21 protein-coding genes, 1 pseudogene and 1 riboswitch are annotated in these 22,557 nt (G+C 40.4%); of the genes and pseudogenes, 9 read left to right on the top strand and 13 right to left on the bottom strand.

Translation table 11 applies throughout. The features are described 5' to 3' along the window. The first annotated feature begins 51 nt into the window (after positions 1-51). From PNEUHYL_RS09230 to PNEUHYL_RS09220, 3 genes are all read left to right on the top strand, one after another. Positions 52-1,314 (top strand): TolC family protein, encoded by a 1,263-nt coding sequence (locus tag PNEUHYL_RS09230; protein WP_239690362.1) that lies wholly within the window; start codon positions 52-54, stop codon positions 1,312-1,314. Positions 1,315-1,505: 191 nt separating this feature from the next. Further along, the gene (locus tag PNEUHYL_RS09225; protein ID WP_059367469.1) at positions 1,506-3,731 is read left to right on the top strand and encodes a type I secretion system permease/ATPase; all 2,226 of its coding nucleotides are present in this window, start codon (positions 1,506-1,508) and stop codon (positions 3,729-3,731) included. After that, positions 3,724-4,947, top strand: coding sequence for an HlyD family type I secretion periplasmic adaptor subunit (locus tag PNEUHYL_RS09220; RefSeq protein WP_059367466.1), 1,224 nt, complete (start codon positions 3,724-3,726; stop codon positions 4,945-4,947). The genes PNEUHYL_RS09225 and PNEUHYL_RS09220 overlap by 8 nt, the downstream gene beginning before the upstream one ends. Positions 4,948-5,389: 442 nt before the next feature. Here the strand turns inward: PNEUHYL_RS09220 and PNEUHYL_RS09215 are convergent, their stop codons facing one another. Both PNEUHYL_RS09215 and serB read right to left on the bottom strand, forming a co-directional pair. Then, complete coding sequence (locus PNEUHYL_RS09215) at positions 5,390-5,881, bottom strand: YajQ family cyclic di-GMP-binding protein (protein ID WP_059367465.1); 492 nt, start codon at positions 5,879-5,881, stop codon at positions 5,390-5,392. A gap of 18 nt (positions 5,882-5,899) precedes the next feature. Next, positions 5,900-6,844, bottom strand: a complete 945-nt coding sequence (serB, locus tag PNEUHYL_RS09210; protein WP_059367461.1) for a phosphoserine phosphatase — start codon at positions 6,842-6,844, stop codon at positions 5,900-5,902. 68 nt (positions 6,845-6,912) lie between these two features. Here serB and PNEUHYL_RS09205 point away from each other — a divergent pair, with 68 nt between their 5' ends. Then, positions 6,913-7,581 (top strand): YtjB family periplasmic protein, encoded by a 669-nt coding sequence (locus PNEUHYL_RS09205; protein ID WP_059367459.1) that lies wholly within the window; start codon positions 6,913-6,915, stop codon positions 7,579-7,581. 106 nt (positions 7,582-7,687) lie between these two features. Continuing rightward, on the top strand, positions 7,688-9,685 hold the full coding sequence (tkt, locus tag PNEUHYL_RS09200; protein WP_059367457.1) for a transketolase: 1,998 nt from the start codon (positions 7,688-7,690) through the stop codon (positions 9,683-9,685). Between the two features lie 87 nt (positions 9,686-9,772). On the opposite strand, the gene PNEUHYL_RS09195 is transcribed toward tkt, so the two are convergent. The 5 genes from PNEUHYL_RS09195 to PNEUHYL_RS09175 form a co-directional block, all read right to left on the bottom strand. After that, positions 9,773-9,997, bottom strand: coding sequence for an excalibur calcium-binding domain-containing protein (locus PNEUHYL_RS09195; protein WP_069029787.1), 225 nt, complete (start codon positions 9,995-9,997; stop codon positions 9,773-9,775). Positions 9,998-10,014: 17 nt separating this feature from the next. Next, entirely contained in the window at positions 10,015-10,395 is a 381-nt protein-coding gene (locus tag PNEUHYL_RS09190) for a surface-adhesin E family protein (RefSeq protein ID WP_059367454.1), read from the bottom strand. Between the two features lie 92 nt (positions 10,396-10,487). Then, on the bottom strand, positions 10,488-10,790 hold the full coding sequence (locus tag PNEUHYL_RS09185; RefSeq protein WP_059367452.1) for an SEL1-like repeat protein: 303 nt from the start codon (positions 10,788-10,790) through the stop codon (positions 10,488-10,490). After that, entirely contained in the window at positions 10,787-11,128 is a 342-nt protein-coding gene (locus PNEUHYL_RS09180; protein WP_059367451.1) for a tetratricopeptide repeat protein, read from the bottom strand. The genes PNEUHYL_RS09185 and PNEUHYL_RS09180 overlap by 4 nt, the downstream gene beginning before the upstream one ends. Further along, complete coding sequence (locus PNEUHYL_RS09175; protein ID WP_059367449.1) at positions 11,125-11,691, bottom strand: hypothetical protein; 567 nt, start codon at positions 11,689-11,691, stop codon at positions 11,125-11,127. The genes PNEUHYL_RS09180 and PNEUHYL_RS09175 overlap by 4 nt, the downstream gene beginning before the upstream one ends. Positions 11,692-12,010: 319 nt before the next feature. Beyond that, positions 12,011-12,129: riboswitch (glycine riboswitch) on the top strand. 83 nt (positions 12,130-12,212) lie between these two features. Here PNEUHYL_RS09175 and PNEUHYL_RS09170 point away from each other — a divergent pair. Together PNEUHYL_RS09170 and PNEUHYL_RS09165 are read left to right on the top strand one after the other, a co-directional pair. Next, positions 12,213-13,580, top strand: coding sequence for an alanine/glycine:cation symporter family protein (locus tag PNEUHYL_RS09170; RefSeq protein ID WP_059367447.1), 1,368 nt, complete (start codon positions 12,213-12,215; stop codon positions 13,578-13,580). A gap of 28 nt (positions 13,581-13,608) precedes the next feature. Next, positions 13,609-13,761 (top strand): annotated as a pseudogene (locus tag PNEUHYL_RS09165) (IS1595 family transposase); the annotation flags it as partial. 17 nt (positions 13,762-13,778) lie between these two features. Here PNEUHYL_RS09165 and PNEUHYL_RS09160 read toward each other — a convergent pair. Continuing rightward, complete coding sequence (locus PNEUHYL_RS09160; protein WP_059367445.1) at positions 13,779-14,396, bottom strand: glutathione S-transferase family protein; 618 nt, start codon at positions 14,394-14,396, stop codon at positions 13,779-13,781. A gap of 106 nt (positions 14,397-14,502) precedes the next feature. Next, a complete protein-coding gene (locus PNEUHYL_RS09155) occupies positions 14,503-15,201 on the bottom strand; it encodes a helix-turn-helix transcriptional regulator (RefSeq protein WP_059367443.1) in 699 nt (232 codons plus the stop codon). A 438-nt stretch (positions 15,202-15,639) separates the two neighbouring features. Between PNEUHYL_RS09155 and raiA the strand changes: the two genes are divergently transcribed. Next, the gene (raiA, locus tag PNEUHYL_RS09150; RefSeq protein ID WP_059367441.1) at positions 15,640-15,960 is read left to right on the top strand and encodes a ribosome-associated translation inhibitor RaiA; all 321 of its coding nucleotides are present in this window, start codon (positions 15,640-15,642) and stop codon (positions 15,958-15,960) included. Positions 15,961-16,038: 78 nt separating this feature from the next. Here the strand turns inward: raiA and PNEUHYL_RS09145 are convergent, their stop codons facing one another. The 4 genes from PNEUHYL_RS09145 to PNEUHYL_RS09130 form a co-directional block, all read right to left on the bottom strand. Further along, positions 16,039-17,355 (bottom strand): MFS transporter, encoded by a 1,317-nt coding sequence (locus PNEUHYL_RS09145; protein ID WP_059367439.1) that lies wholly within the window; start codon positions 17,353-17,355, stop codon positions 16,039-16,041. Between the two features lie 68 nt (positions 17,356-17,423). After that, positions 17,424-18,167: a 2-succinyl-6-hydroxy-2,4-cyclohexadiene-1-carboxylate synthase gene (gene menH, locus PNEUHYL_RS09140; RefSeq protein ID WP_059367436.1), complete on the bottom strand. Its 744-nt coding sequence runs from the start codon at positions 18,165-18,167 to the stop codon at positions 17,424-17,426. A gap of 33 nt (positions 18,168-18,200) precedes the next feature. Then, a complete protein-coding gene (menD, locus tag PNEUHYL_RS09135) occupies positions 18,201-19,907 on the bottom strand; it encodes a 2-succinyl-5-enolpyruvyl-6-hydroxy-3-cyclohexene-1-carboxylic-acid synthase (protein WP_059367434.1) in 1,707 nt (568 codons plus the stop codon). After that, complete coding sequence (locus tag PNEUHYL_RS09130) at positions 19,898-21,190, bottom strand: isochorismate synthase (RefSeq protein ID WP_059367432.1); 1,293 nt, start codon at positions 21,188-21,190, stop codon at positions 19,898-19,900. The genes menD and PNEUHYL_RS09130 overlap by 10 nt, the downstream gene beginning before the upstream one ends. A 144-nt stretch (positions 21,191-21,334) precedes the next feature. Between PNEUHYL_RS09130 and PNEUHYL_RS09125 the strand changes: the two genes are divergently transcribed. Further along, positions 21,335-22,549, top strand: a complete 1,215-nt coding sequence (locus PNEUHYL_RS09125) for a pyridoxal phosphate-dependent aminotransferase (protein WP_059367430.1) — start codon at positions 21,335-21,337, stop codon at positions 22,547-22,549. The last annotated feature ends 8 nt before the right edge of the window (positions 22,550-22,557 follow it).

Below are 22,557 nucleotides of genomic sequence, written 5' to 3'. Positions count from 1 at the left end.
CAGGACTTTATTGAGCCTGATTGCTTGCAGGTGTAGATATCAGAGAAAACTATGAAAAATTTTTTATTTAAGCAGCGGTTATCGGTTGTTTTTGCCGGTTCGCTCATGCTTTTTCCATCCGCATTATTGGCGAAGACAACCTTAAATGAAATTCTTCAACACGCTTTTGTGGCGGATCCGACTTTGGATGAGGCGAAAGCAAATATTGAAATGGCAAAAAGTCAGACTAAGGTTTCCGAGGCGGGGCATTTGCCGATAGTGTCGGTTACGAATACCTCGGTGGCAAGCCAATACCATCGTGATACCAGTAACCGCCGTTCCGGTCCGGGAGCGAATGCCCGTTTAAATTTATATGCCTGGGGCGGTATTGAAGCCGAAATTGAACGGGATAAACACAGAGAAGGTTATTATCAGCATAAATTAACCGAAACCAGAGAAGTGATGGGGCAACAAATCGGTCAGTTATATTTAACCGCATTGCGTGCAAAAGATATGATTGCCGTCTATCAGGAAAGTCTGCGACGGCATAATAAAATTCTGAAGGATTTAACGGTTATTGCCGGTTATGATGAAGGACGTGCTTTTGAAGTTAATGAGGCACTGTCGCGTAAAAATCAAGTTGAGTCGAGTATTTTAATTCAGCAACGTATCATGCATTCCGCCTTAAATCAGTTAAGACGTTATACCAAAGGGAGATTAACCGAAAAGGATTTAGTCGATCCTTTTGAGAAAATAAATGTATCGGCATTTATTAATCGTTTCCATAATCCGGCACTTGAACAAAATCCAACTTACCTCGCCCAACAAGAAGAATCGGCAAGTGCCAAAGCCGCGGTGAAAGCGGCGAAAGCCAGACAATTACCGGCAATAAATCTAGAGGGAACGGCAAGCCGTCATAATCATGAAGTGTATATTAATATGTCGTGGGATATTTATAATCCGGCGGCAAAATATAGCGAACAACAAAGTTACTATTCCCAAAAAGCGGCAGAGGCCAAGTTACGTGAAATTGAATTGAACATACAGGAACGCGCATTAACTTCCGAAGCGGATATGTTGCGCAACCAGCAGTTGATGACCGTAACGAGGAAGCAAATTGGTCTGCAACGTAATGTCGTGAAAGATAATGAATTACAGTTTGAAGTGGCGGCGCGAAGCCTGATTAATTTATTAGATTCTTACCAAGATTTAACCAGCGTACAAATCACAGAAGTGACGGCACGCAATGATTTCAGGGATGCGGCGTTGCTATATCTCGCTTCACAGGCACGTATCAGCCAGTGGGCGGGCAATAAAAGTGCGGTCAAATTTTGAGAAGTTTTGACCTGAACATTGGGGATAAAAAACTATCGTGTAGGCATCTCCATTCCACATTGAATTTAACATCCTAATTTGTCCGTGGTGATATCATCGCAGAAATCGGTTTAAAGATAGTAATAAGCTATGAATCGTTGGAGTTACTCCAAAACTATCTTATCGAAAGTATTTAAAATAAATTTAACATTATGAAATCTATTATTGAACATTTGGCATTGGTCACGCAATTGCATGGTAATCCCGTTGCGCAGGAAGCCTTAACAGCACAGGTTGTACGGGATCGGGATTTAAACATTAATTTCGCTTCATTAAGCGAAGTGTTAAGAACTTACGGGTTTGATAACCGAGTTTCCGAACGCAAACTGGAAGATATACCAAGCCTTGCCGTACCGGTGATGGCTATTTTGCATAATGAAGAAGCACTGGTGATTACCAAAATTGCCGGTAGCGGCAGAATGCGTGAGTTTACCGTGCGTCAATCCGATGCAGTGGAAAAAGTGTTGAGTTACGAGGAATTAAGCCGACTTTATTTAGGTTATTGCTGGTTTGTAAAGCCTAAAGTCGTGTCCGATATTCGTTCCGAACTGCCGGAATACCATATGCCGAAAGCCTGGTTCTGGAAAGTAATTTGGCGTTTTAAAGCCTATTATGGTCAAGTTGTGTTGGCGACTTTTATTATTAACTTTTTGGCGTTGGTTAGTTCGTTATACGTGATGAATGTGTATGATCGGGTTATTCCGAATAAAACCTATGAGACCTTATGGGCATTGAGTATTGGGGTTGTGCTTGCCATTAGTTTTGAATTTATGGCAAAAATGATTAGGGGACATTTAACCGATATTGCCGGTAAAAAAGCCGATTTGATTATTAGTGCGGCATTATTTAGACGAGTGATGGCATTACGTCTGATTGATAAACCGGCTTCCTCGGGATCCTATGCGAATAACCTGCGGGATTTTGAATCGGTGCGTGAGTTTATGACTAGTGCCAGTTTGTTAGTATTGGTCGATTTACCGTTCTTACTGTTATTTGTTTTCGTCATTTATTTAGTCGGTGGGAAATTGGCGCTTGTGCCACTTGTGATTATTCCGACCGTTATTATTGTCGGCATTGCGATACAACCGAAATTAGCGGCAAAAATTAATGAATCCATGCGGGAGGGATCACAACGTCAGGGATTGATTGTTGAAGCATTGGACGGAATCGAAACCTTAAAAGCCAATAATGCGACTAACTGGGCGCAACAGCGGTGGGATATGTACACGGCAAAAACCTCGGCATCGCAGATAAAAGTGAAAGATTTAAGTAATTTTGTGGTGAATTTCTCGGTTGCTTTGCAACAGTTGAATACAGTGTTTTTGGTGATTTTAGGGACATATTTAATTCATAGTCAGGACGAAGCCAGTCGTATTACTATGGGGGCATTAATCGCTTCAGTGATTTTATCCGGTCGGGCTTTGGCTCCATTGTCACAAATCGCCGGTCTTGCTACGCGTTTTCAGCAGGCGCGTTTAGCCTTAAAAGGTGTTGATGATATTATCAATCGCCCGATTGAGCGTGATGCAGAACGGAAATATATCACCTTAAAACAGGTACAAGGCAAACTGAATTTTAACAATGTCAATTTCCAATACAATAAAGAAAGTGCCAATGCGCTGAATAAAGTGAATATTACGATTCAGCCTGGTGAAAAAGTGGCTATTTTAGGGCGGGTCGGCAGTGGTAAGAGTACCTTGTTAAAGTTGGCATCGGGGCTTTATGAACCGCAAAGCGGCGGTGTTACGTTGGATAATGTGGATCTTCGCCAAATTGATCCGAATTATGTGCGTAATCAGATTTCATTGTTGGGGCAGGCGCCCCGTTTATTTTTAGGAACATTGCGTGAGAATCTGGATATTGCCCGTACGGATAATTTCTCCAGTGATCAGGAACTGGTCAACGCATTACGCCGTTTCGGTTTAGAAACCTTGGTTAACAGCCATCCACGCGGATTGGATATGCCTCTGGGTGAAAACGGTCAGGGCTTGTCAGGCGGGCAAAAACAGTTGGTGGCATTAGCCCGTTTAACCATTAAAGATCCGCAAGTTGTTTTGTTGGATGAACCGACCAGCGATTTGGATCAGGGATCGGAAGAAATGGTATTACAAGCCTTAGCACACTGGATGCGTAATCGAACAATGGTTGTTGTAACACATCGCATGCAAGTGTTGAAACTAGTGAGTCGTGTGATTGTAATGGAAAACGGAAAAGTCGTGATCGATGGCCCACGGGATGCCGTCTTGGCACATTTACAGAAAAATGAACAGCCAAAAACGCTAAATCGGAACCAAAGTACTGAACATACCGAACAGGAAAACGGTTCCTCGGAAAAAGTAAACGGGCAAGCGACTGAACAGGGAACAGAAAATGCATAATAATGATGAAGTAAAAAAAGCGGATTTAGCATTGATTAATGATTTAAATGCCGCATTACAAACGGAAAAACATCGAGGTATTTTCTCGGTAATTATCTTGTTTGCTTTATTTCTGGTGACATTTGTTATTTGGGCGTATTTTAGCCCGCTAGAGGAAGTCACACGTGGGCAAGGTAGCGTGATTCCAAGCAGCCGTGAGCAGATCGTACAAAGTTTAGATCCCGGTATTATTCAGGAAATGAAAGTGAAAGAAGGGGATGTGGTTGAAAAAGGGCAGGTTCTTTTACTACTTGATGATACCCGAAGTTCGGCGATTTTGCGTGAGAGCGAAGCCAAAGTACAGAGTTTAAGGGGGATCGTTGCCCGCTTGAAAGCCGAAAGTTCGGGCGAGCCGTTAACATTTCCGCAAGACATTCCGCAAGAAATCAAAGATCGTGAAACGGCGGCCTATAACGCACGGCATAAGGCTATGCAGGATGCGATTAGCGGATTAAGCCAGAGTAAAGAATTACTCGACCGTGAAATCAGTATTACTCAGCCTATGGTGAAAAAAGGCGTAATGTCGGAAGTAGAATTACTGAGAATGATGCGCCAATCTTCCGATTTAGCCCAACAGCTTTCCGAACGCCATAATAAATATGTAGCGGATGCCAGTAATGAATTGGTGCAGACCGAGTCTGAGCTGGCTCAGGCACGTGAGAATATGGCAATGCGTGCCGATCCGGTAGAACGTTCGCAAATTAAAGCGCCGTTGCGCGGAGTGGTAAAAAATATCCGGATTAATACGGTAGGTGGTGTTGTGCAGGCAGGGCAGGATATTTTGGAGATCGTGCCCTTGGATGAAGCCTTGTTAGTGCAGGCCTATATTAGCCCGAAAGATGTTGCCTTTATCCGCCCCGAACAACCGGCATTAGTTAAAATAAGCGCCTATGATTATGCGATTTACGGCGGGCTGGAAGGTAAAGTGGAATTAATCAGTCCGGATACATTGCAGGATGAACGTCGCCGTAGTGAGCTGAATTTGAATCCGGATCAGGCATACTATCGAATTTTAGTGAAAACCGATGGCAATCATATTACCGACCGTAACGGCAACCGCTTAAATATTACGCCGGGAATGACCGCTACCGTGGATATTAAGACCGGCGAAAAAACGGTGTTTCAATACCTGATTAAGCCGATTACAAGGATGAAGCAGGCGCTCCAGGAAAGATAAAGTGCGGTAGATTTTTTCGGTAAATGATTAATTTCCATTCCTGATGGGATTCCGACCGAATGCAGATAGGCGCAGATACTAAGTACAGCCTCTATCGTTTGTACATACCAAATACAGGGGCCCCGTTAGTGAAGATATGGCAAATTGACCTGTTACAAAAAAACACCGCCGAAAATGACCGCACTTTCTATGTAGCAGTGCAAACTTAAATTTTATCTCATAGGTAGGGATGCCATGCTAGTGTCCCTACATTTTCTTTAAATTGTGCATTTGCTACATAATGCCGTACAAGCGTGAAAAATTTGAGGGAAAAGAAATGCCTTTCGCGATTTGAGATCGGAAAGGCATTATAATTAGTTACGGTTGTAGTTTTATTTCGTTTTAGGGGTTGTATTACATAATACCGGAATTTCTAACCGCACTTTTGCTTGGGCAAAAAGAATTAATCTCTAAAGTTATTAAACTGGAAAGGTTGTCCTAGTTCTGCGCCTTTTACAAGTTGAATCACTGCTTGTAAGTCATCACGGGATTTACCGGTCACCCGCACTTGATCACCTTGGATTTGGGCTTGCACTTTAATTTTAGAATCTTTCACTAATTTTGTGATTTTCTTCGCCATTTCGGTTTCAATGCCTTGTTTCAATTTTATCTCTTTGGTGTAAAGTTTGCCGTGATGTTCACTTTCCGTTGGGATATCCAACGAGCCGTGTTCAATGCCACGCTTAACGAATGCGCCGATTAAGATTTCGATCAGTTGTTCAAGTTGAAACTCGGATTCCGTAGTAACTTTCACCGTTTCGTTTTTTTCATTGAGTTCCATCACGGCTTCCACACCACGGAAATCATAGCGTGTAATTAATACGCGGTTTGCATTTTCTACGGCGTTACGCACTTCATGCATGGTAATTTCGGAAACAATATCAAAAGAGGGCATAATTTTCTCCTATTAACGTTAAATTCTATCTTTCGCACTTAAAAGACACAAAAGTGCGGTTAAGTCGGCGAAGTTTACCACAATTTGTGCTTGTTGTTGCACTTTGGGTTTGGCATGGAAAGCAACACCTAATCCGGCTACCTTCATCATAGCTAAATCATTAGCACCGTCACCAATAGCAAGGGTATTTTCAGCACTAATACTGTATTCATCGCGTAAACGCTGAAGTGTGTAGGCTTTATGTTGTGCATCGACAACATCGCCTTTGACTAAGCCTGTCAGTTTGCCATCTACAATGTCAAATTGATTGGATACGGCATAGTCTAACTTTAATAAATCTTTCAAATAATCTGCGAAGTAAGTAAAACCGCCTGAAGCAATGGCTGTTTTCCACCCGTGTTTTTGTAGGATTTTAAGAGTTTCTTGCAAACCGGGCATTAAGGGTAAATTTGCCCGAACTTCTTGTAAAATGCTTTCCGGTGCGTCTTTTAATGTGCTGACCCTGCGGCGTAAACTCTGTTCAAAATCCAGCTCGCCCCGCATTGCACTTTCGGTAATTGCGGACACTAATTCCCCCGTGCCGGCAAGCTTGGCGATTTCATCAATACATTCAATTTGGATGGCGGTGGAGTCCATATCCATCACTAATAACCCCGGCTCTGACAATTTCGTTTCGAAGTTGAGGCGGGCAATATCTAAACCTAGCTCGTGAGCGATAGAAAGGAAAGCGTCTTGCCATTCCCCTTGAAGTAACACAACCGTATTTTTCGCGACATTCCAAGCATCAAAACACTGAAAATTTTGACCGCACTTTTGCTGAAACAGAGTCAGTGCGGAAAGGTTTAATTGTGTGCTGTAGAGAATGAAATTATCGGTTAATAAGGCAAGGGGAGATTCGGGCCAAAGTGCGGTCGGCAATATTGGGTATTTTTGTGTAATACTTGCAAGGTTTTGAATTTGCATAGAAAATCCTGTAAATTATAAAATCAAAACTATTCTAGCTGATTTAAGGGCGAATTGGGGAAAATAACTTGCATTTAATCAAAGAAAAATTAACAAAATCCGTGATGCTGGTGCTGATCGTGATTTTTTGCTTTGCTGCGTTGGCGATAATTTTATTTGGTATTCAGCAATTTAAAATAGGTTCGCAGTTTGCCAATGTGAATCAGGTGTTTAATCTATCTCATATTCTCGTACGCCAACAAGCAAATTTGTTTTCTGTACTGCTAGTTAATAATGCGCAATCTGAAAAACTGACGGAAAATTTAGATAATTTTGTGCAAGAGCATTTTGTGTTGGACGCTTCAATTTATAATGCACAGGGCAAATTATTAGCACAAAGTACGGGCTCGGAAAGTTTACGTTTGCGTTTAGGGCTTGAAACCAATGAGGAAGAAAATACTAACCAGCAAATTGTTGAACCGATTTATTCTAATATGGGTATTCAAGGTTTTTTACGTGTCACCTTTGACGGGCAATATGCGCAAACCTCCCAAAGTAAAATTAATCAAATTTTTCGTCAACTTTACGGTGAGCTGATTGTCGTATTTTTATTAGGCGTAGTATTAGCGAGTTCTATTCACTATTTTTTAAGCCATTATCGTCGTGCTTATCGCAAAGCGAATGAACCTAAAAAAACACTCAATTTACCGGTTAAATCTAATATTCAACGGTATCGTCAAAGACGGCGTAGAACATAATTTACGATAGATCATAGATATTGCATAAAATTTCAATTATTTTGCCTAAATCACGAAATAAATAGGGTAGAATAGGCAACAATTTACTTTAGTACAGGAGAATAATATGGCAACTCGCAGACAATTAGCCAATGCAATCCGTTTCTTATCTATGGATGCGGTACAAAAAGCAAAATCAGGTCATCCGGGAGCCCCGATGGGAATGGCAGATATTGCCGAAGTGTTATGGCGTGATTTTTTAAAACATAATCCGACTAATCCTAAGTGGGCGGATCGCGACCGTTTTGTTTTGTCCAACGGGCATGGTTCAATGTTGATTTATAGCTTGTTGCATTTAACCGGTTATGATCTTTCGATTGAAGATTTGAAACAATTCCGTCAATTACATTCTAAAACACCGGGCCATCCGGAATACGGCTATGCACCGGGCGTTGAAACTACAACCGGCCCGCTAGGTCAAGGGATTACCAATGCGGTGGGTATGGCGATTGCAGAAAAAACGTTAGGCGGTCAATTTAACCGTGAAGGCCATGATATTGTCGATCACTACACTTATGTATTTTTAGGCGACGGTTGTTTAATGGAAGGCATTTCTCACGAGGCGTGTTCTTTAGCCGGTACGCTCGGTTTGGGCAAATTAATTGCTTTTTATGATGACAATAATATCTCCATTGACGGTCATGTTGACGGTTGGTTTAGCGATGATACGGCAGCCCGTTTTGAAGCTTACGGTTGGCAGGTTATTCGCAATGTGGATGGTCATGACGCGGAACAAATTCGTGCGACTACCATTCTCGCCCAAGCAGAAAAAGAGAAACCGACCTTAATTATTTGTAAAACTGTGATTGGTTTTGGTTCACCGAATAAATCCGGCTCTCATGATAGCCACGGCGCACCGTTGGGTGATGAAGAAATTGCACTAACCCGTCAAGCGTTAAATTGGAATTATGCCCCGTTTGAAATTCCGGCGGAATATTATGCCGAGTGGGATGCAAAAGCAAAAGGTGCGGCAGCGGAAAAATCTTGGGAAGAAAAATTTGCCGCATACGAAAAAGCCTATCCTGAATTGGCAGCAGAATTTAAACGCCGTATGAGCGGAGAATTACCGAAAGATTGGTCAACATACTCTCAAGCCTTTATTGAAAAATTACAAGCAAATCCGGCGAGCATTGCAAGCCGTAAAGCCTCACAAAATGCGATTGAAGCCTATGCGCAGGTATTACCTGAATTTTTAGGCGGTTCGGCTGACTTAGCAAGTTCTAACCTAACCTTATGGAGCGGCTCAAAACCAATTCGTGCACATAAAAATATTGATGGCAACTATATCAACTATGGTGTGCGTGAATTTGGTATGTCTGCCATCATGAACGGTATTGCTTTACACGGCGGATTCATTCCTTATGGCGCAACTTTCTTAATGTTCTATGAATACGCCCATAACGCAGTGCGTATGGCGGCATTAATGAAACAACGCGCATTGTTTGTTTACACCCACGATTCTATCGGCTTAGGCGAAGACGGTCCAACCCATCAACCTGTTGAGCAAACCGCTTCATTACGCTTAATTCCAAATCTTGAAACCTGGAGACCTTGCGATCAAGTTGAATCGGCAGTAGCGTGGCAGCAAGCGGTAGAACGTCAAGACGGCCCGAGTGCATTAATCTTCACCCGTCAAAACCTTGCGCAAATCGACCGCACTTCCGAGCAATTAGTCAATGTTGCGCGCGGTGCTTATATCTTAAAAGACAGTAATGGCACACCGGATTTAATTTTAATTGCTACAGGTTCTGAAGTTGAACTTGCAATCAAGGCAGCTGAAGTGCTTACGGCGGAAGGCAAAAACGTGCGTGTGGTTTCTATGCCAAGTACCAACCGTTTTGATAAACAAGATGAAGCATACCGTGAAAGTGTCTTGCCTTCTTCTGTGACTAAACGTGTAGCGATTGAAGCGGGTATTTCCGATTTTTGGTACAAATACGTGGGCTTTGGTGGTCGTATTGTCGGCATGAGTTCATTCGGTGAATCCGCCCCTGCCGATCAATTATTCAAATTGTTTGGCTTCACTGTGGATAACGTAGTGGCGACAGCGAAAGAAATTTTGTAATGAAACTGAAAAAGGGGGGAAGATATCCACCCTTTTTGTTACGTTAGATTTTGATGATTGTTCTAGCACTTTAGAATGCGGTGCTAATTAACGGCGTTTACATACACTCGAACCATATTTGCTTCCACCGGGTAAACATTCACAGGCTTCTCCATCTCGATCCCTGTCTAAATAAGTTGCGCCGTATCTTACCATATAGGCTTGAGCTTCCTCTTGAGTGGAAAAATCTGAACATCTTGCTTTGGCAAAAGAATAGGAAGATGACATTACTAAAAATAAAGTACTTACTAATATGAGTATTTTAAATTTCATGATTATTCCTAGAGTAATTAATAGATACCATAACAAATAAAATTATAGACATCTTCTCCTACTGTATCTGGGAAAACAGTTTTACCCATAGATAAGCCAGATCTTTTATAAGACGATGATTCTAATACTTTACCTGTTAGATCTTTTTTCTCATAAAGAATGTAATTATTACTAGAAATAGTATTTCTTCCACAGCTTGCAGACCATCGTTCAATTTTAGAGGATCTGCCACTTTTATTATTGAAAGCTATCCACGCTTCACCGTTCCCATATCCATCTTCTGTATTTCCATAGTAAATAAAGTTTTCTGATTCTCCTAGTTTTACATATTTATTGGGTAATGCGGCGTAGGTAGAAAAAGAGAGAGAAATAACTAATAGGAATAAGATTTTTTTCATTTTAGTTCCTTCAATTTAAGTGTTTGAATTAAGTAATCCGTTTGAGACATTTTTTGTTTTTGGTAGAAACCTTTTTCATTTGCTTTATTAGACTATTGCTGTGCCTCACTATGATTTCCCTCTTTTTTAGCTATTTCAGAAAGCTGATATTCAGCATAACCATCATCTCCAGTTTCACTCTTTATATAACTTTCATCTTTTTCCTTTCCAGTCTTGTCAATCATTTCAAAAGATTTAAAAAGTATATCTAAGAATCTCCCTCTGCTCTCAATTGATTCAATAGCCATTAAATAGTGTTCTTTAGCTTTTTTGATATTAGGTTTGACACCATAGCCATAATGATAGGTATCACCTAAACCTTTATAACCACAAATATTTTTTTTCTTCGCCATCATAGCGTGAAAATAATACTCTCTATCTTTTTATAATCTTTAACGTTATTATCATCTTGGTAGCTAGCAGCAAGATTACAGTATCCTGAACCGTAGCCTAATTTCCCAGCTTTTAAATATAACTCTCTCGCTTTTTGTGGATTTTTAGGTACGCCAAAACCAGAATCATACATTATACCTAGTGCATTTATTTTTACTGGTTCTGCACCACCATACATCTTAAGTGCTTTTTGGATATAATCAGACATACTGAGAGTAACTTCATCTTTTACTACATAATTGTCCACATTTGATGAACAGGCAGAAAGCACTAAGATTGATAAAAATAAAATTTTTTTCATTTGTTTTCCTCGCTAAAGTCATCTTCTTCAACCAAATCAAGATTTGTTACAAACCCATTACCAAAATAATGTTTATATAAAACATCACGAATATACTCTGATAAGGTGCAATTATTTAGGTTGGCTAATTTTTCTAAATCATTTTTTAGTTTTTTATTGCAGGCAATTTTAGAAGGCGTATTTTTCTTTCCTAAAATGAGCATTTCTAAATTTACCTTCTTTTCTGAAATAGAAAATTTAATTTTTCTCTCATAAGTTTTGTCAACATATTTCCTACGCATTTGCCGCACCGCAATCTTTCCATAACAATGTTCAATTAATACTTCTCGGATGCTATTTGCAACGGAGTAACTATTTTCAGAAATATATTGATAGAGAATATTTGGTAGCCAAATTCTAATTTCAGCATTAAAATCTTTATCTAAATTGGGTAAACTTTCTCCTTGTTTTTTTACATCTTCAATATTTTTTAGCGGAATAACCTTATTTTTATCTAAGTAATTTAAAATTTCTTCTTTTATTTCCTTCCGATTATTTTTATTAAGATCAAATAGCAACCACATTTTAGATTTCCTGAAAAACTAATCACTCTTTTTATTCTACTATGTAATTGTTTTATTAGCGTTAAAAATCATAGAGACTTTTTAGGTTAAAAAATAATCAAAAGAAATGTCATTGTGAATCTCAAATATTGTGTGAGCTGGCTCTGTTAAAATCGTGGTATTACATTGATCAATTTTCTTGATTTTGCTAAAATCCGCCCCGTTTTTCTGATAAGTCAGGGAAAATGAGTTCGGATGAAGGTAGCTGGAGAGTAGGGAATTAACCCTACGCCGACGATGTAAAATCTTTCAGGCGCACGTAAGTGCAGGGACTGTTACTGGACGAACCCTTGGAGAGATCCATTGCACAATGCTGTAAATGGACGCCGAAGGCGCAAAAGAGCGGTTGTTTTTAACACCGTTTTTCAAACGCTCAGGCAAAAGGACAGGGGCTAAAAGACAATCTGTATTTTTCTTTCTTCTCACGGATGCTTTTCGTCTCCTTGTCGCGTTTATTGGTTTTTAGACGACGAGGAATCACAATGTCATTTACGACAATTTTATCTACGATTGATAGCTTTATTTGGGGACCACCCTTATTAATTTTATTATCCGGTACGGGGCTTTATCTCACTTTACGTTTAGGTTTTATTCAAATTCGTTATTTACCGCTTGCGATTGGTTATTTATTTAAAAAAGAACGTGGCGGAAAAGGGGATGTGTCTTCTTTTGCTGCGTTGAGCACTGCCTTAGCGGCAACCATTGGAACGGGAAATATCGTCGGTGTTGCTACGGCGGTACAGGCAGGCGGACCCGGCGCGATTTTTTGGATGTGGTTAGTGGCATTGCTTGGCATGGCGACTAAGTATGCGGAATGTTTGCTTGCGGTCAAATATCGGGTGAAAGATCGCCGCGGATTTATGTCCGGCGGTCCGATGTATTACATTGAACATGGTCTTGGGATTAAATGGTTAGCCAAGATGTTTGCGGTGTTCGGCGTCTTAGTGGCATTTTTCGGTATCGGCACTTTTCCACAGGTGAATGCGATCACTCATGCGATGCAAGATACCTTTCATATTCCGGTGATTGTCACTGCGGCTGTCGTTACCGTTTTAGTGGCAATGATTATTTTAGGCGGAGTAAAACGTATCGCAACGACATCAGCGATTATTGTTCCCTTTATGGCGATTTCTTATGTTGTGGCATCTCTCATTATTATTTTATTAAATTGGGAGCGGGTACCGGATGCCGTGTTGCTGATCGTTCATAGCGCATTTAACCCACAATCTGCATTGGGCGGAGCATTAGGTTTCACCGTGATGAAAGCCATTCAATCGGGCGTAGCACGAGGTATTTTTTCGAATGAATCAGGATTGGGAAGTGCCCCTATTGCTGCCGCTGCCGCACAAACACGAGAGCCGGTTCGTCAAGGTCTCATTTCAATGACCGGAACTTTTTTAGATACCATTATTGTGTGTTCCATGACGGGAATTGTATTGGTTCTCACCGGTGCTTGGAGTAATCCTGAATTTGCCGGAGCAATGGTGACTAATGCGGCATTTTCTCAAGGGCTGGGTTCTTCGATTGGCGCAACGGTTGTGACTATTGGACTATTATTCTTTGCGTTTACGACAATTTTAGGTTGGTGTTATTACGGTGAACGCTGTTTCGTGTATTTGGTCGGAACCCGTAGTATCCGTTTGTATCGATTAATATTTATTATTTTGGTTGGAGCCGGTTCATTCTTAAAATTAGATTTGATCTGGATTTTAGCAGACATTGTAAATGGCTTAATGGCATTTCCTAACTTAATTGCCCTAATCGGATTACGTAAAGTGGTAATTGAAGAAACAAAAGATTATTTTGCACGTTTGAAGATTCATCAACAGGATCAAGATGAGGCAACTTAGTTTCTATACTGGCATTGAGCATTTTTAGAATCAAGCAAAACGCCATTTGCGTAAATTTAACGGTATCTCTAAAGCCCATTTTGAATGGTATTTAAAGGAATGCGAATGGCGTTTTAATAATAGTAAAATAAAATCTCAAATTTTCATTTTAAAGCAATTGATTAAGGAATGTTTGATCTAGTTGTCTGCTATAGCCCTTTAATTTTCGACTAAGAGATCATCCAGATACTTCGCTTTTTGATACGCAGGACGTTGTTGCATGGTATCAAGATAATGCTGAAAAACAGGCTCCGGTTCAATTACTTTTGCACGATAAATGCCATGTTCCAGCAATTTTGTTAGTACAATATCCGCAATACTAAACTGTTCTGCACAAATATATTTTCTATCTGACAGATGATTTCTTAGGGTATTTAGCACCGTATCTAAATCCCCATATCCGAGGGCTTTTCTATATTCATCTTTTAAGCTCACCTGTGTGTATTTTTCCATAACCGCAGCTTCAAATGTAGCGGCGGTAAAAAATAACCAACGATAGTATTCTCCGCGATAGATAGAGTTTATTGATGGCGAGAGCGATTTTTCCGGAAATATATCTGCTAAATACATACAAATTGCTGCGGCTTCAGTGATAACCGTATCGCCATGTTTTAATGACGGAATTTTCCCCATAGGATTAACTGCCAGATAGCTTGGATTTTTAATTGTCGAAAAATCCAATAAAACAGTTTCATAATTAGCCCCACACTCTTCTAGTGCCCAGCGGACAACACGTCCTCTAGAAAGTGGATTAGTATAGAAAGTTAAATTTTTCATCATGACTCCTAGCGTTGAAGGTTGTATTACATAGGTTTAAATACAAATCAAAAAAGCATTTGAGATTTGATGAAGACAGGGTAAATACATTTTGTGTCATATACTGTCAGTAGTGTTTTTCCGGCACTATTCCTTCGTGCCGTCTCCAGTTAGACAGTAGGCTGGCATGGCTTTGAGGATAGTTTTTTTCTAGTAATGACATCTGTAAGATTCTATCTAAGCGAAAATGACGAAAATCTTGTTTTAATTCACACCAAGCCGCAATAACAACATTCTGATCAAAAAATCCAACTGCAATAGGTGAAATAATTCTTTCGGAAAAGATATTATGTTTATTTTGGTAATGTACTAATATTTGCGTTTCTAAGCGTATTGCTTTTCGAATAGTCATTAAAAATTGATTTTGTTGTGGGATTTTCTTTTGGCTAATAACCCACAACGGTGTGTTATGTAAATCATTTTTTTGTTGCGAGGGGATCATTGATGAGATTTTCATTAGTGCGGATAGGGCTGAATTCGATAAAGAAGTGTCAGTGTGCTTAGTTACCCAGCGAATTCCTAGAATTAATGCTTCAACTTCTTCTTTTGATAATAAACTTATGGGGAGGGAGAACTCTTTTCTTAACTGATAACCTATCCCTCTCGCTCCTTCAATCATCGCCCCTTGGCAACATAGCATATCAATATCTCTATAAATTGTACGTATGCTAACATTAAGCCTTTCCGCTAATATCTCAGCTTTAACCGGATAACGATAATTGCTAAGTAGTTGCAGTAAACTGAGTAGCCGTTGAGTTTTGGCCATGATTTTTCCTTGTTCGTATTGTCATACCGGATTTTTGGTTTAAACACATTCTTATTTTTTCTAGTTTTGGCTATCGCTCATCAAAGCTAGTTCCAAACTTAATGTTATCCTGCAATAGGTTTAATCAATTATTCCGATAAAAGTAAAAATAAAAGAAAATCTCCAAGCTTGAAGATATATGTCGAACAATTTTAACCTAACAAGACAATCATAATAAATAAAGACGCTTTGTGATCGTTTTCCCTTTTAGCCTTTCATGGTAACAATTTTTTATGAAAAGAAAACCAGTAATATTGGCAAATGAGATCTAGATCATATTTTTTAATATTCTTATTTCTTGCAGGCAGAAATGACTTGAAAAAGCCCGTTGAGAGGGCTATTTTGATATTAAATCAAACCGAACCGAAAGGTTCTTAACAATGCAAAGAGGTAAATGTTATGACATTAAATATCACCAGCAAACAAATGGAAATCACTCCTGCCATTCGTGAACATGTGGAAAACCGTTTAGCAAAATTGGAAAAATGGCATACACAATTAATCAATCCCCATTTTGTGTTGAATAAAGTACCGAATGGTTTTTCAGTCGAAGCCTCCATTGGAACACCGCTTGGCAATTTAATTGCTACTGCGACAGCTGATGATATGTACAAAGCAATTAATGAAGTGGAGGAAAAATTGGAACGTCAGCTAAATAAATTGCAGCATAAAGGGGAATCCCGCCGAGCGGATGAACGTTTAAAAGATTCTTTTGATTAGAAAGAGCGGTCATTTTAAATGACGTTTTCTAAAACAAAATGCCGAGGTAAGAACCTTGGCATGTTTGTTTATAAGATATTAGATCTGGGTTAAATCGATGTTTTTTGTTTCTTTTGAGGCAAACAATGCCAACAATGTCATTAATGCGTTAATTGCTAAATAAATGCCTACGCCCATAACACCAAATAATGCATTGATTTTTAATGAAATCATTGCCGCAACCGTTGCGCCGATAATAGAGGCTAAGTTATAAGCAAGAGAGGCGCCGGAATAGCGCACTTCGGTTGGAAATAATTCAGGCAACAGTGCCGCCATTGGTCCAAAAGTCATTCCCATAATTGCCATACCAATGATAAGGAAGGCGAATACGCTGGTTGGCGTACCGTTTTGTAAGAATAGCGGCATAGATAACCCGAGTACGCCAATGGCAATAGTCACCCAAATCAACCATTTACGACGCCCGATTTTATCTGCATAGATACCGGAAATACTGATAAAAATACCGAAAACAATGGCGCTGATTAATAATAAACCTGTAAACGTATTTGCCGGAATGCCTAATCCGATAGGATGACCGGCTTCGGAAAGATTCGGTGCGGTACGTGAATACGCCTGCGCAAAGGCGGTCATAATGTAGAAAAGGGAATAGGTTGCCACCATAATGAATGTGCCAATTACCATAGGTTTTAAGTGTTTGGTAAATACGACACTCACCGGCGCATTTAATTTTTTGCCTTTTTGTTCCGCCTCAATGAAAACATGGCTTTCGTGTAAGGTTAAACGGACGTATAAGCCAACAAATACCAATAATACGGAAGAGATAAAGGGAATTCGCCAAGCCCATTCAACGAGCGCTTCTTGTCCCCAAAAATAGCTCACTAAGAAGAAGGTTCCATTGGCAACAAATAAACCAATAGGTGCGCCTAATTGTGGAAACGTACCGTACCATGCACGTTTGCCTTCCGGAGCATTTTCTGTTGCAACTAAAGCCGCGCCACCCCATTCTCCACCAAGACCGATACCCTGTCCTACGCGACAAATACAAAGCAAGATCGGTGCCCAAATACCGATTTGGGAATAGCTGGGTAATAAACCGATAAGCACGGTGGATCCGCCCATGAGCAAGAGGGAGGCGACAAGGGTTTTTTTACGCCCGATTTTATCTCCAAAGTGTCCAAACAATGCCGAGCCGATAGGGCGGGCAAAAAATGCCAAGGCTAAAGTGGAAAGGGAAAGAAGATCATTTGAAAGGGGATCATCGCTATGGAAAAACTGGGTATTGAACACGAGTACGGCAGCTGCCGCATAGATATAATAATCAAAAAATTCAATTGCCGTACCGACCATCGAGGCAAGCGCCACTTTCATCGGATTATTGCGAAGTTGTGCCGTCATATTGCTTTCCTTAAAAAATGTAAGAGAAAAACTCTATAAATACAAAGGCTTAAATCCTAGCATTTCCTTTAACATTGAGCAATTTCTAAAATAAGATTCTCAAGTTTTTTAGCAAATAGGAGAGGGTTTTCTGAATGGGCATTGTGGCCCGCATTGGGAATTGTGGTTAAATTGAGTTGTTCAGAATGTGCAAGGGTTTGAAATTTGACATCCCGTTCACCACAAAAGTAAAAAAAAGGTAACGAACTTGACCGCACTTTTTCACGAAAATCAGGTTGTTTGGCGAGACTGGTGGCAAGTAACATCTTTCCAATGTTAGCACCACAATTTGCTTTTCGTTTTTCAATGAGTATTGCCCGTTCGTGATCGGTTAAATGGGAAAATACAGGCTGTTTATACCAATCTTCTAACACATTTTCAGGGGATTCGGCAGTAAAGCGCATCGCCCACTGTGTATCATTTTGCCAACGTGCCTGTTTTTCTTCTTCCGTTTTTAAGCCTAAATTGGCGCCTTCTAAAATCACGCCTTGTAAATGATTTTTTTCGATTTTAGCTTGTAATGCATAATGTAAGGCTATGCGTCCTCCGAGGGAATAACCCACGAGGAAATAAGGCTCATTCGGAATCGCTAAACGGATCTGTTTCGCCACATATTGGGCAGTATCTTCAAAGTCCGTGACTTCAATCTTTTTTGCTTTTCCATGAAAAGGCAAATTAAGGGAAACGCAGTGAAAGTGCGGTAGATTTTCGATGACTTTTTGCCAATCCGATGAAGTACCGAGCAATCCGTGGAGAAAAATAATATTCGTCATAAAATTAAAGGGCGTTGCGACACGCCCTAGCCTTTATTCGCCAATCACGGCATAACTGATTTGTTCAATTAAACGTTTGTAGATGTTGCTACCATCATTCGGGTTCGTTTTAATTTCAATAAGCGTCGTTTTACGACGGGTGTAGGCTTGTTTTAATATGCTGCTTAAATCCGCCCAAGTGTAAGGATGGGCGTATTTAATATCAAACATCGCTGCAATTTGTGAGAAATCGCCGTTATGCGGTAAGCGATAAAAACGATCTTTGACTGCTTCATCTACCGGTAACATATCAAAAATGGCGCCGCCGTTATTGTTAATCACAAAAATAATGGTTGGTTGCGTAACGTTTTTGAAAAGTGCAAGAGAATTAAGATCGTAGAGTGTCGAGGTATCGCCAATCATTGCTACAACGGGTTGATTTGTTCCTACGCCAATACCGGCAGCCGTTGCCAGTAAACCGTCAATTCCGCTTGCGCCACGATTTGTATAAATTGGATAGCCTTCAGGGAGTTTGGTGAGGGCATCCGCAAGGCGCACAAATAAGCTATTGCCAAGGAATAAAATCCCATTGTAAGGTAATACCCGTTCAATATGATGGGCAAGAGAGGCCTCGTTTAAGTTGCCTCCCACCTGCTGTTCAATAAAACCGGCACAGAATTTTGACAAGGCGAGAGGTTCTAATAGCCAAGGTTTTTGACGAAGCGGCGGATGGGCTCGTAGCCAATGATGTACCTTCGCATTAAAACGAGTATGTGTGTGATGATAAGGATCAACCGCCTTTGAGCTTTGTTCTACAATCCAGAATTCGCCTTTAAAAGCTTGTAAAAATTGATTAATCCGTTTGCTGATAAAACGAGAGCCAAACTGAATAACAATATCCGCTTGTAACAATTTTTCACGAACGGTTTGATTAGCAAGCCAAATATCGGCATAAGGGCTGGTGGGCTCGACCCCGGATTGAATGTCCGTCAATAAAATCCAACCCATTGTGGTTGCCCAAGCATTAATGCCCATAGCTTGTTCCGCCGGTAGTTGCCCTACGACAATGACACCACGTTTGGTACGCCAATGATCCCAATTTTCATGCATAAGCACTTCTTGTTGTTGGGCTTCATGGGTTATCCATGGCTTACTTTGTGCTAACCAATGCCGTAATGATTGTAACCAAGGATGGCTGTCTATCGCTTCTTCGGTTGCTTCGTAAAGCGGTTCGGCGAAAGGCACGTTAATATGTACAACACCGCCTTGTTGTGTTTGCTGAAATACCGCTTGCTCAAGCAGGGAGATTAACCAGTTTGCGGAATAGTCAGTATTCGGTTTAGGTAAATTCACATTGGCAACAGGGTAGTCAGCAAACATATTTTGTTGCAAGATGGCTTGATTTGCTCCGCATTCCCATAGTTCAGGGGGACGGTCTGCCGTTAATACAACGAGATCCACTCCGCTTTGACGCGCTTCAATAATTGCCGGATAAAGATTTGCCGTAGCCGTACCGGAAGTGACAATAATTGCTACAGGAGCTTGGGTGGATTTGGCAATACCAAGCGCAAAAAAGCCTAAACCACGCTCATCAAAATGGCTATAACAAGTCGCACGACCGTTATTTTGTAATCGTACGGCTTCAAGGGTTAAAGGAGTCGAGCGTGAGCCGGGCGCAATACAGAAATGAGAAACGCCTTGGCGCACCAAGGTTTCTAAAATCACTTTTGACCAACAACGATTAAACACGCTTATAGACATTCTTTCTCTCCATTATTATTTTCTGCAAAAAGGGAAATTAGTCCCTCTGCCTTACGTTCAATTTCTTGCCATTCCGTTAAAGGTTCGGAGCCTTCAACAATACCCGCACCGGCAAAGACTCGAATTTGATTACCTTCAATAAATGCGGATCGGATCGCAACACAAAATTCAGAGTATGCTTTACTCATCAATCCTAAAGTGCCGGCATACCAGCCTCGTTCAAAGGTTTCAATTTCCGATAAAATCATCTTCGCTTGTTGTTGGGGCAAACCGGAAACTGCCGCTGTAGGATGAATGGCTTGAAGTAATACTGAATCCCGATAATGTGCGGTCAAATTTGCCCGAATTTTTCGCAGTAAATGCTGGACTTTGCGCAAAGGTTTGAGCTCTACTTCGCTGATATCAAAAGATTCCACCATAGGGTGAATATTTTGTGAAATATCTTGCACTACAAGCCAGTTTTCGTTCAAATTTTTTTCATCATTTAATAACCATTCTGCTTGCTGCTGATTTTCTTTTGGATCAGCCGTAATCGGTGCGGTGCCGGCAAGAGCTTCAGTTAAAAACAGATTGTATTCACGGGCAAATAAACGTTCCGGCGTTGAACCGACAAATGTCGAATAGGGTTTTTCCGCCCATAAAAAATGATAACAACCTTGATTTTGATTTTGGCTTTCTGCTAAAAAGTCATAGGGGTTGATAGCTTGTTTTAAATGAAAAACGGTTTCGTTGGCTAACACCAGTTTTATCAGCCCGCCTTGCTTAATTTCATACAGGGCTTGGTTTACCCAATCGCACCAAATTCGTTTATTTGCCCGTTGTTCGGTATGTAATGGGGGCTGTTTTGTCAATACACAAAGTGCGGTCGTTTTAGGCAAGGTTTTTAATATTGTTAATGCGTTTTGCGCTGAGGTTTTACCTTCAACGAAACAGCTAATTGTCGTGCCATTCCCATTTTCTTCCAATAAAAGCTGAGGCAAAATAAATTGCCCGCTTCCCTGAAATTGTAAACCGCCGATAATGGGAAAATTATATTCCTCAATGAATGTTTGGGCTAAATTCAGCTGGGAAAATGACCGCACTTGACCGACAGCAGCAAGGCTTTTGTTTTCGTCACGAAAATGCAAATAAAATTGTGGATAAATACTTTGGGCTTTCAGCCACGCCAATAAATTGACATTGGTGATATCCGTTTGGAAACACACAATATCACTTTGTTTTTGTCGCAAATAATCCTCAATCTGCCGACTTAATTGGCTTGTCGCTTGCTCTAAACTATCCATTAGATATTGTTAAATTTATAGTAAAAATTGCTGGTTATTTTACCGCAGTTTGTTTGTTACAAAAAATTTTTTTACAAAATCTTTTCAAGATTGAAAATTCAGCGTAAATTAACCGCACTTATCACAAAAATAAAAGGAATTTGTATGCGATTATTCCCCAAATCCGATAAATTGGAACAGGTTTGTTATGATATTCGCGGACCGGTACACAAAGAGGCGCTCCGTTTAGAAGAGGAAGGCAATAAAATTTTAAAATTAAATATTGGTAATCCCGCACCATTTGGTTTTGAAGCGCCGGATGAGATTTTGGTGGATGTCTTGCGTAATTTGCCTTCTGCACAAGGTTATTGTGATTCTAAAGGGCTATATTCCGCCCGTAAAGCCATTGTGCAATATTATCAATCAAAGGGCATTCAAGGCTCGACAGTGAATGATGTGTATATTGGTAACGGTGTTTCCGAACTGATTACGATGGCTATGCAGGCATTGTTAAATGATGGTGATGAAGTATTGGTACCTATGCCGGATTATCCGTTATGGACGGCGGCGGTGACGCTTTCCGGCGGTAAAGCTGTGCATTATTTGTGTGACGAAGACGCCGGTTGGTTTCCTGCTATCGATGATATTAAGGCAAAAGTGAATGCTAAAACAAAAGCTATCGTGATTATCAACCCGAATAATCCAACGGGTGCAGTATATAGCAAAGCATTGTTGGAAGAAATCGTGGAGATAGCGCGTCAAAACAATCTGATTATTTTTGCTGATGAAATTTACGATAAAATTTTATATGATGATGCGGTTCACCATCATATTGCGGCATTAGCCCCCGATTTATTAACGGTAACTTTTAACGGATTATCAAAATCTTACCGTGTCGCCGGTTTCCGCCAAGGTTGGATGATTCTAAATGGGCCGAAACATCACGTTAAAGGGTACATTGAGGGCTTGGATATGTTGGCCTCTATGCGTTTATGTGCCAATGTGCCGATGCAGCATGCGATTCAGACAGCGTTAGGCGGCTATCAAAGCATTAATGAGTTTATTTTGCCGGGCGGACGTTTATTGGAGCAACGTAATAAAGCCTATGAATTGATAACACAAATTCCCGGCATCACTTGTGTGAAACCAATGGGGGCACTCTATATGTTCCCCAAAATGGATGTGAAAAAATTTAATATTCATAGTGATGAAAAAATGGTGCTGGATTTACTTCGCCAAGAAAAAGTGTTGCTTGTTCACGGTAAAGGATTTAATTGGCACTCACCGGATCACTTCCGTATTGTCACGTTGCCTTACGTGAACCAATTGACAGAGGCCATTACAAAATTGGGACGTTTTTTACAAAATTATCGCCAATAGAGCTGAAA

It is taken from the genome of Rodentibacter caecimuris, assembly GCF_001019715.1.
Classification (GTDB): Bacteria; Pseudomonadota; Gammaproteobacteria; order Enterobacterales; family Pasteurellaceae; genus Rodentibacter; species Rodentibacter caecimuris.
The sequence above is the reverse complement of the archived record's forward strand: the minus strand, read 5'-3'. Positions and strand labels throughout refer to the sequence as shown.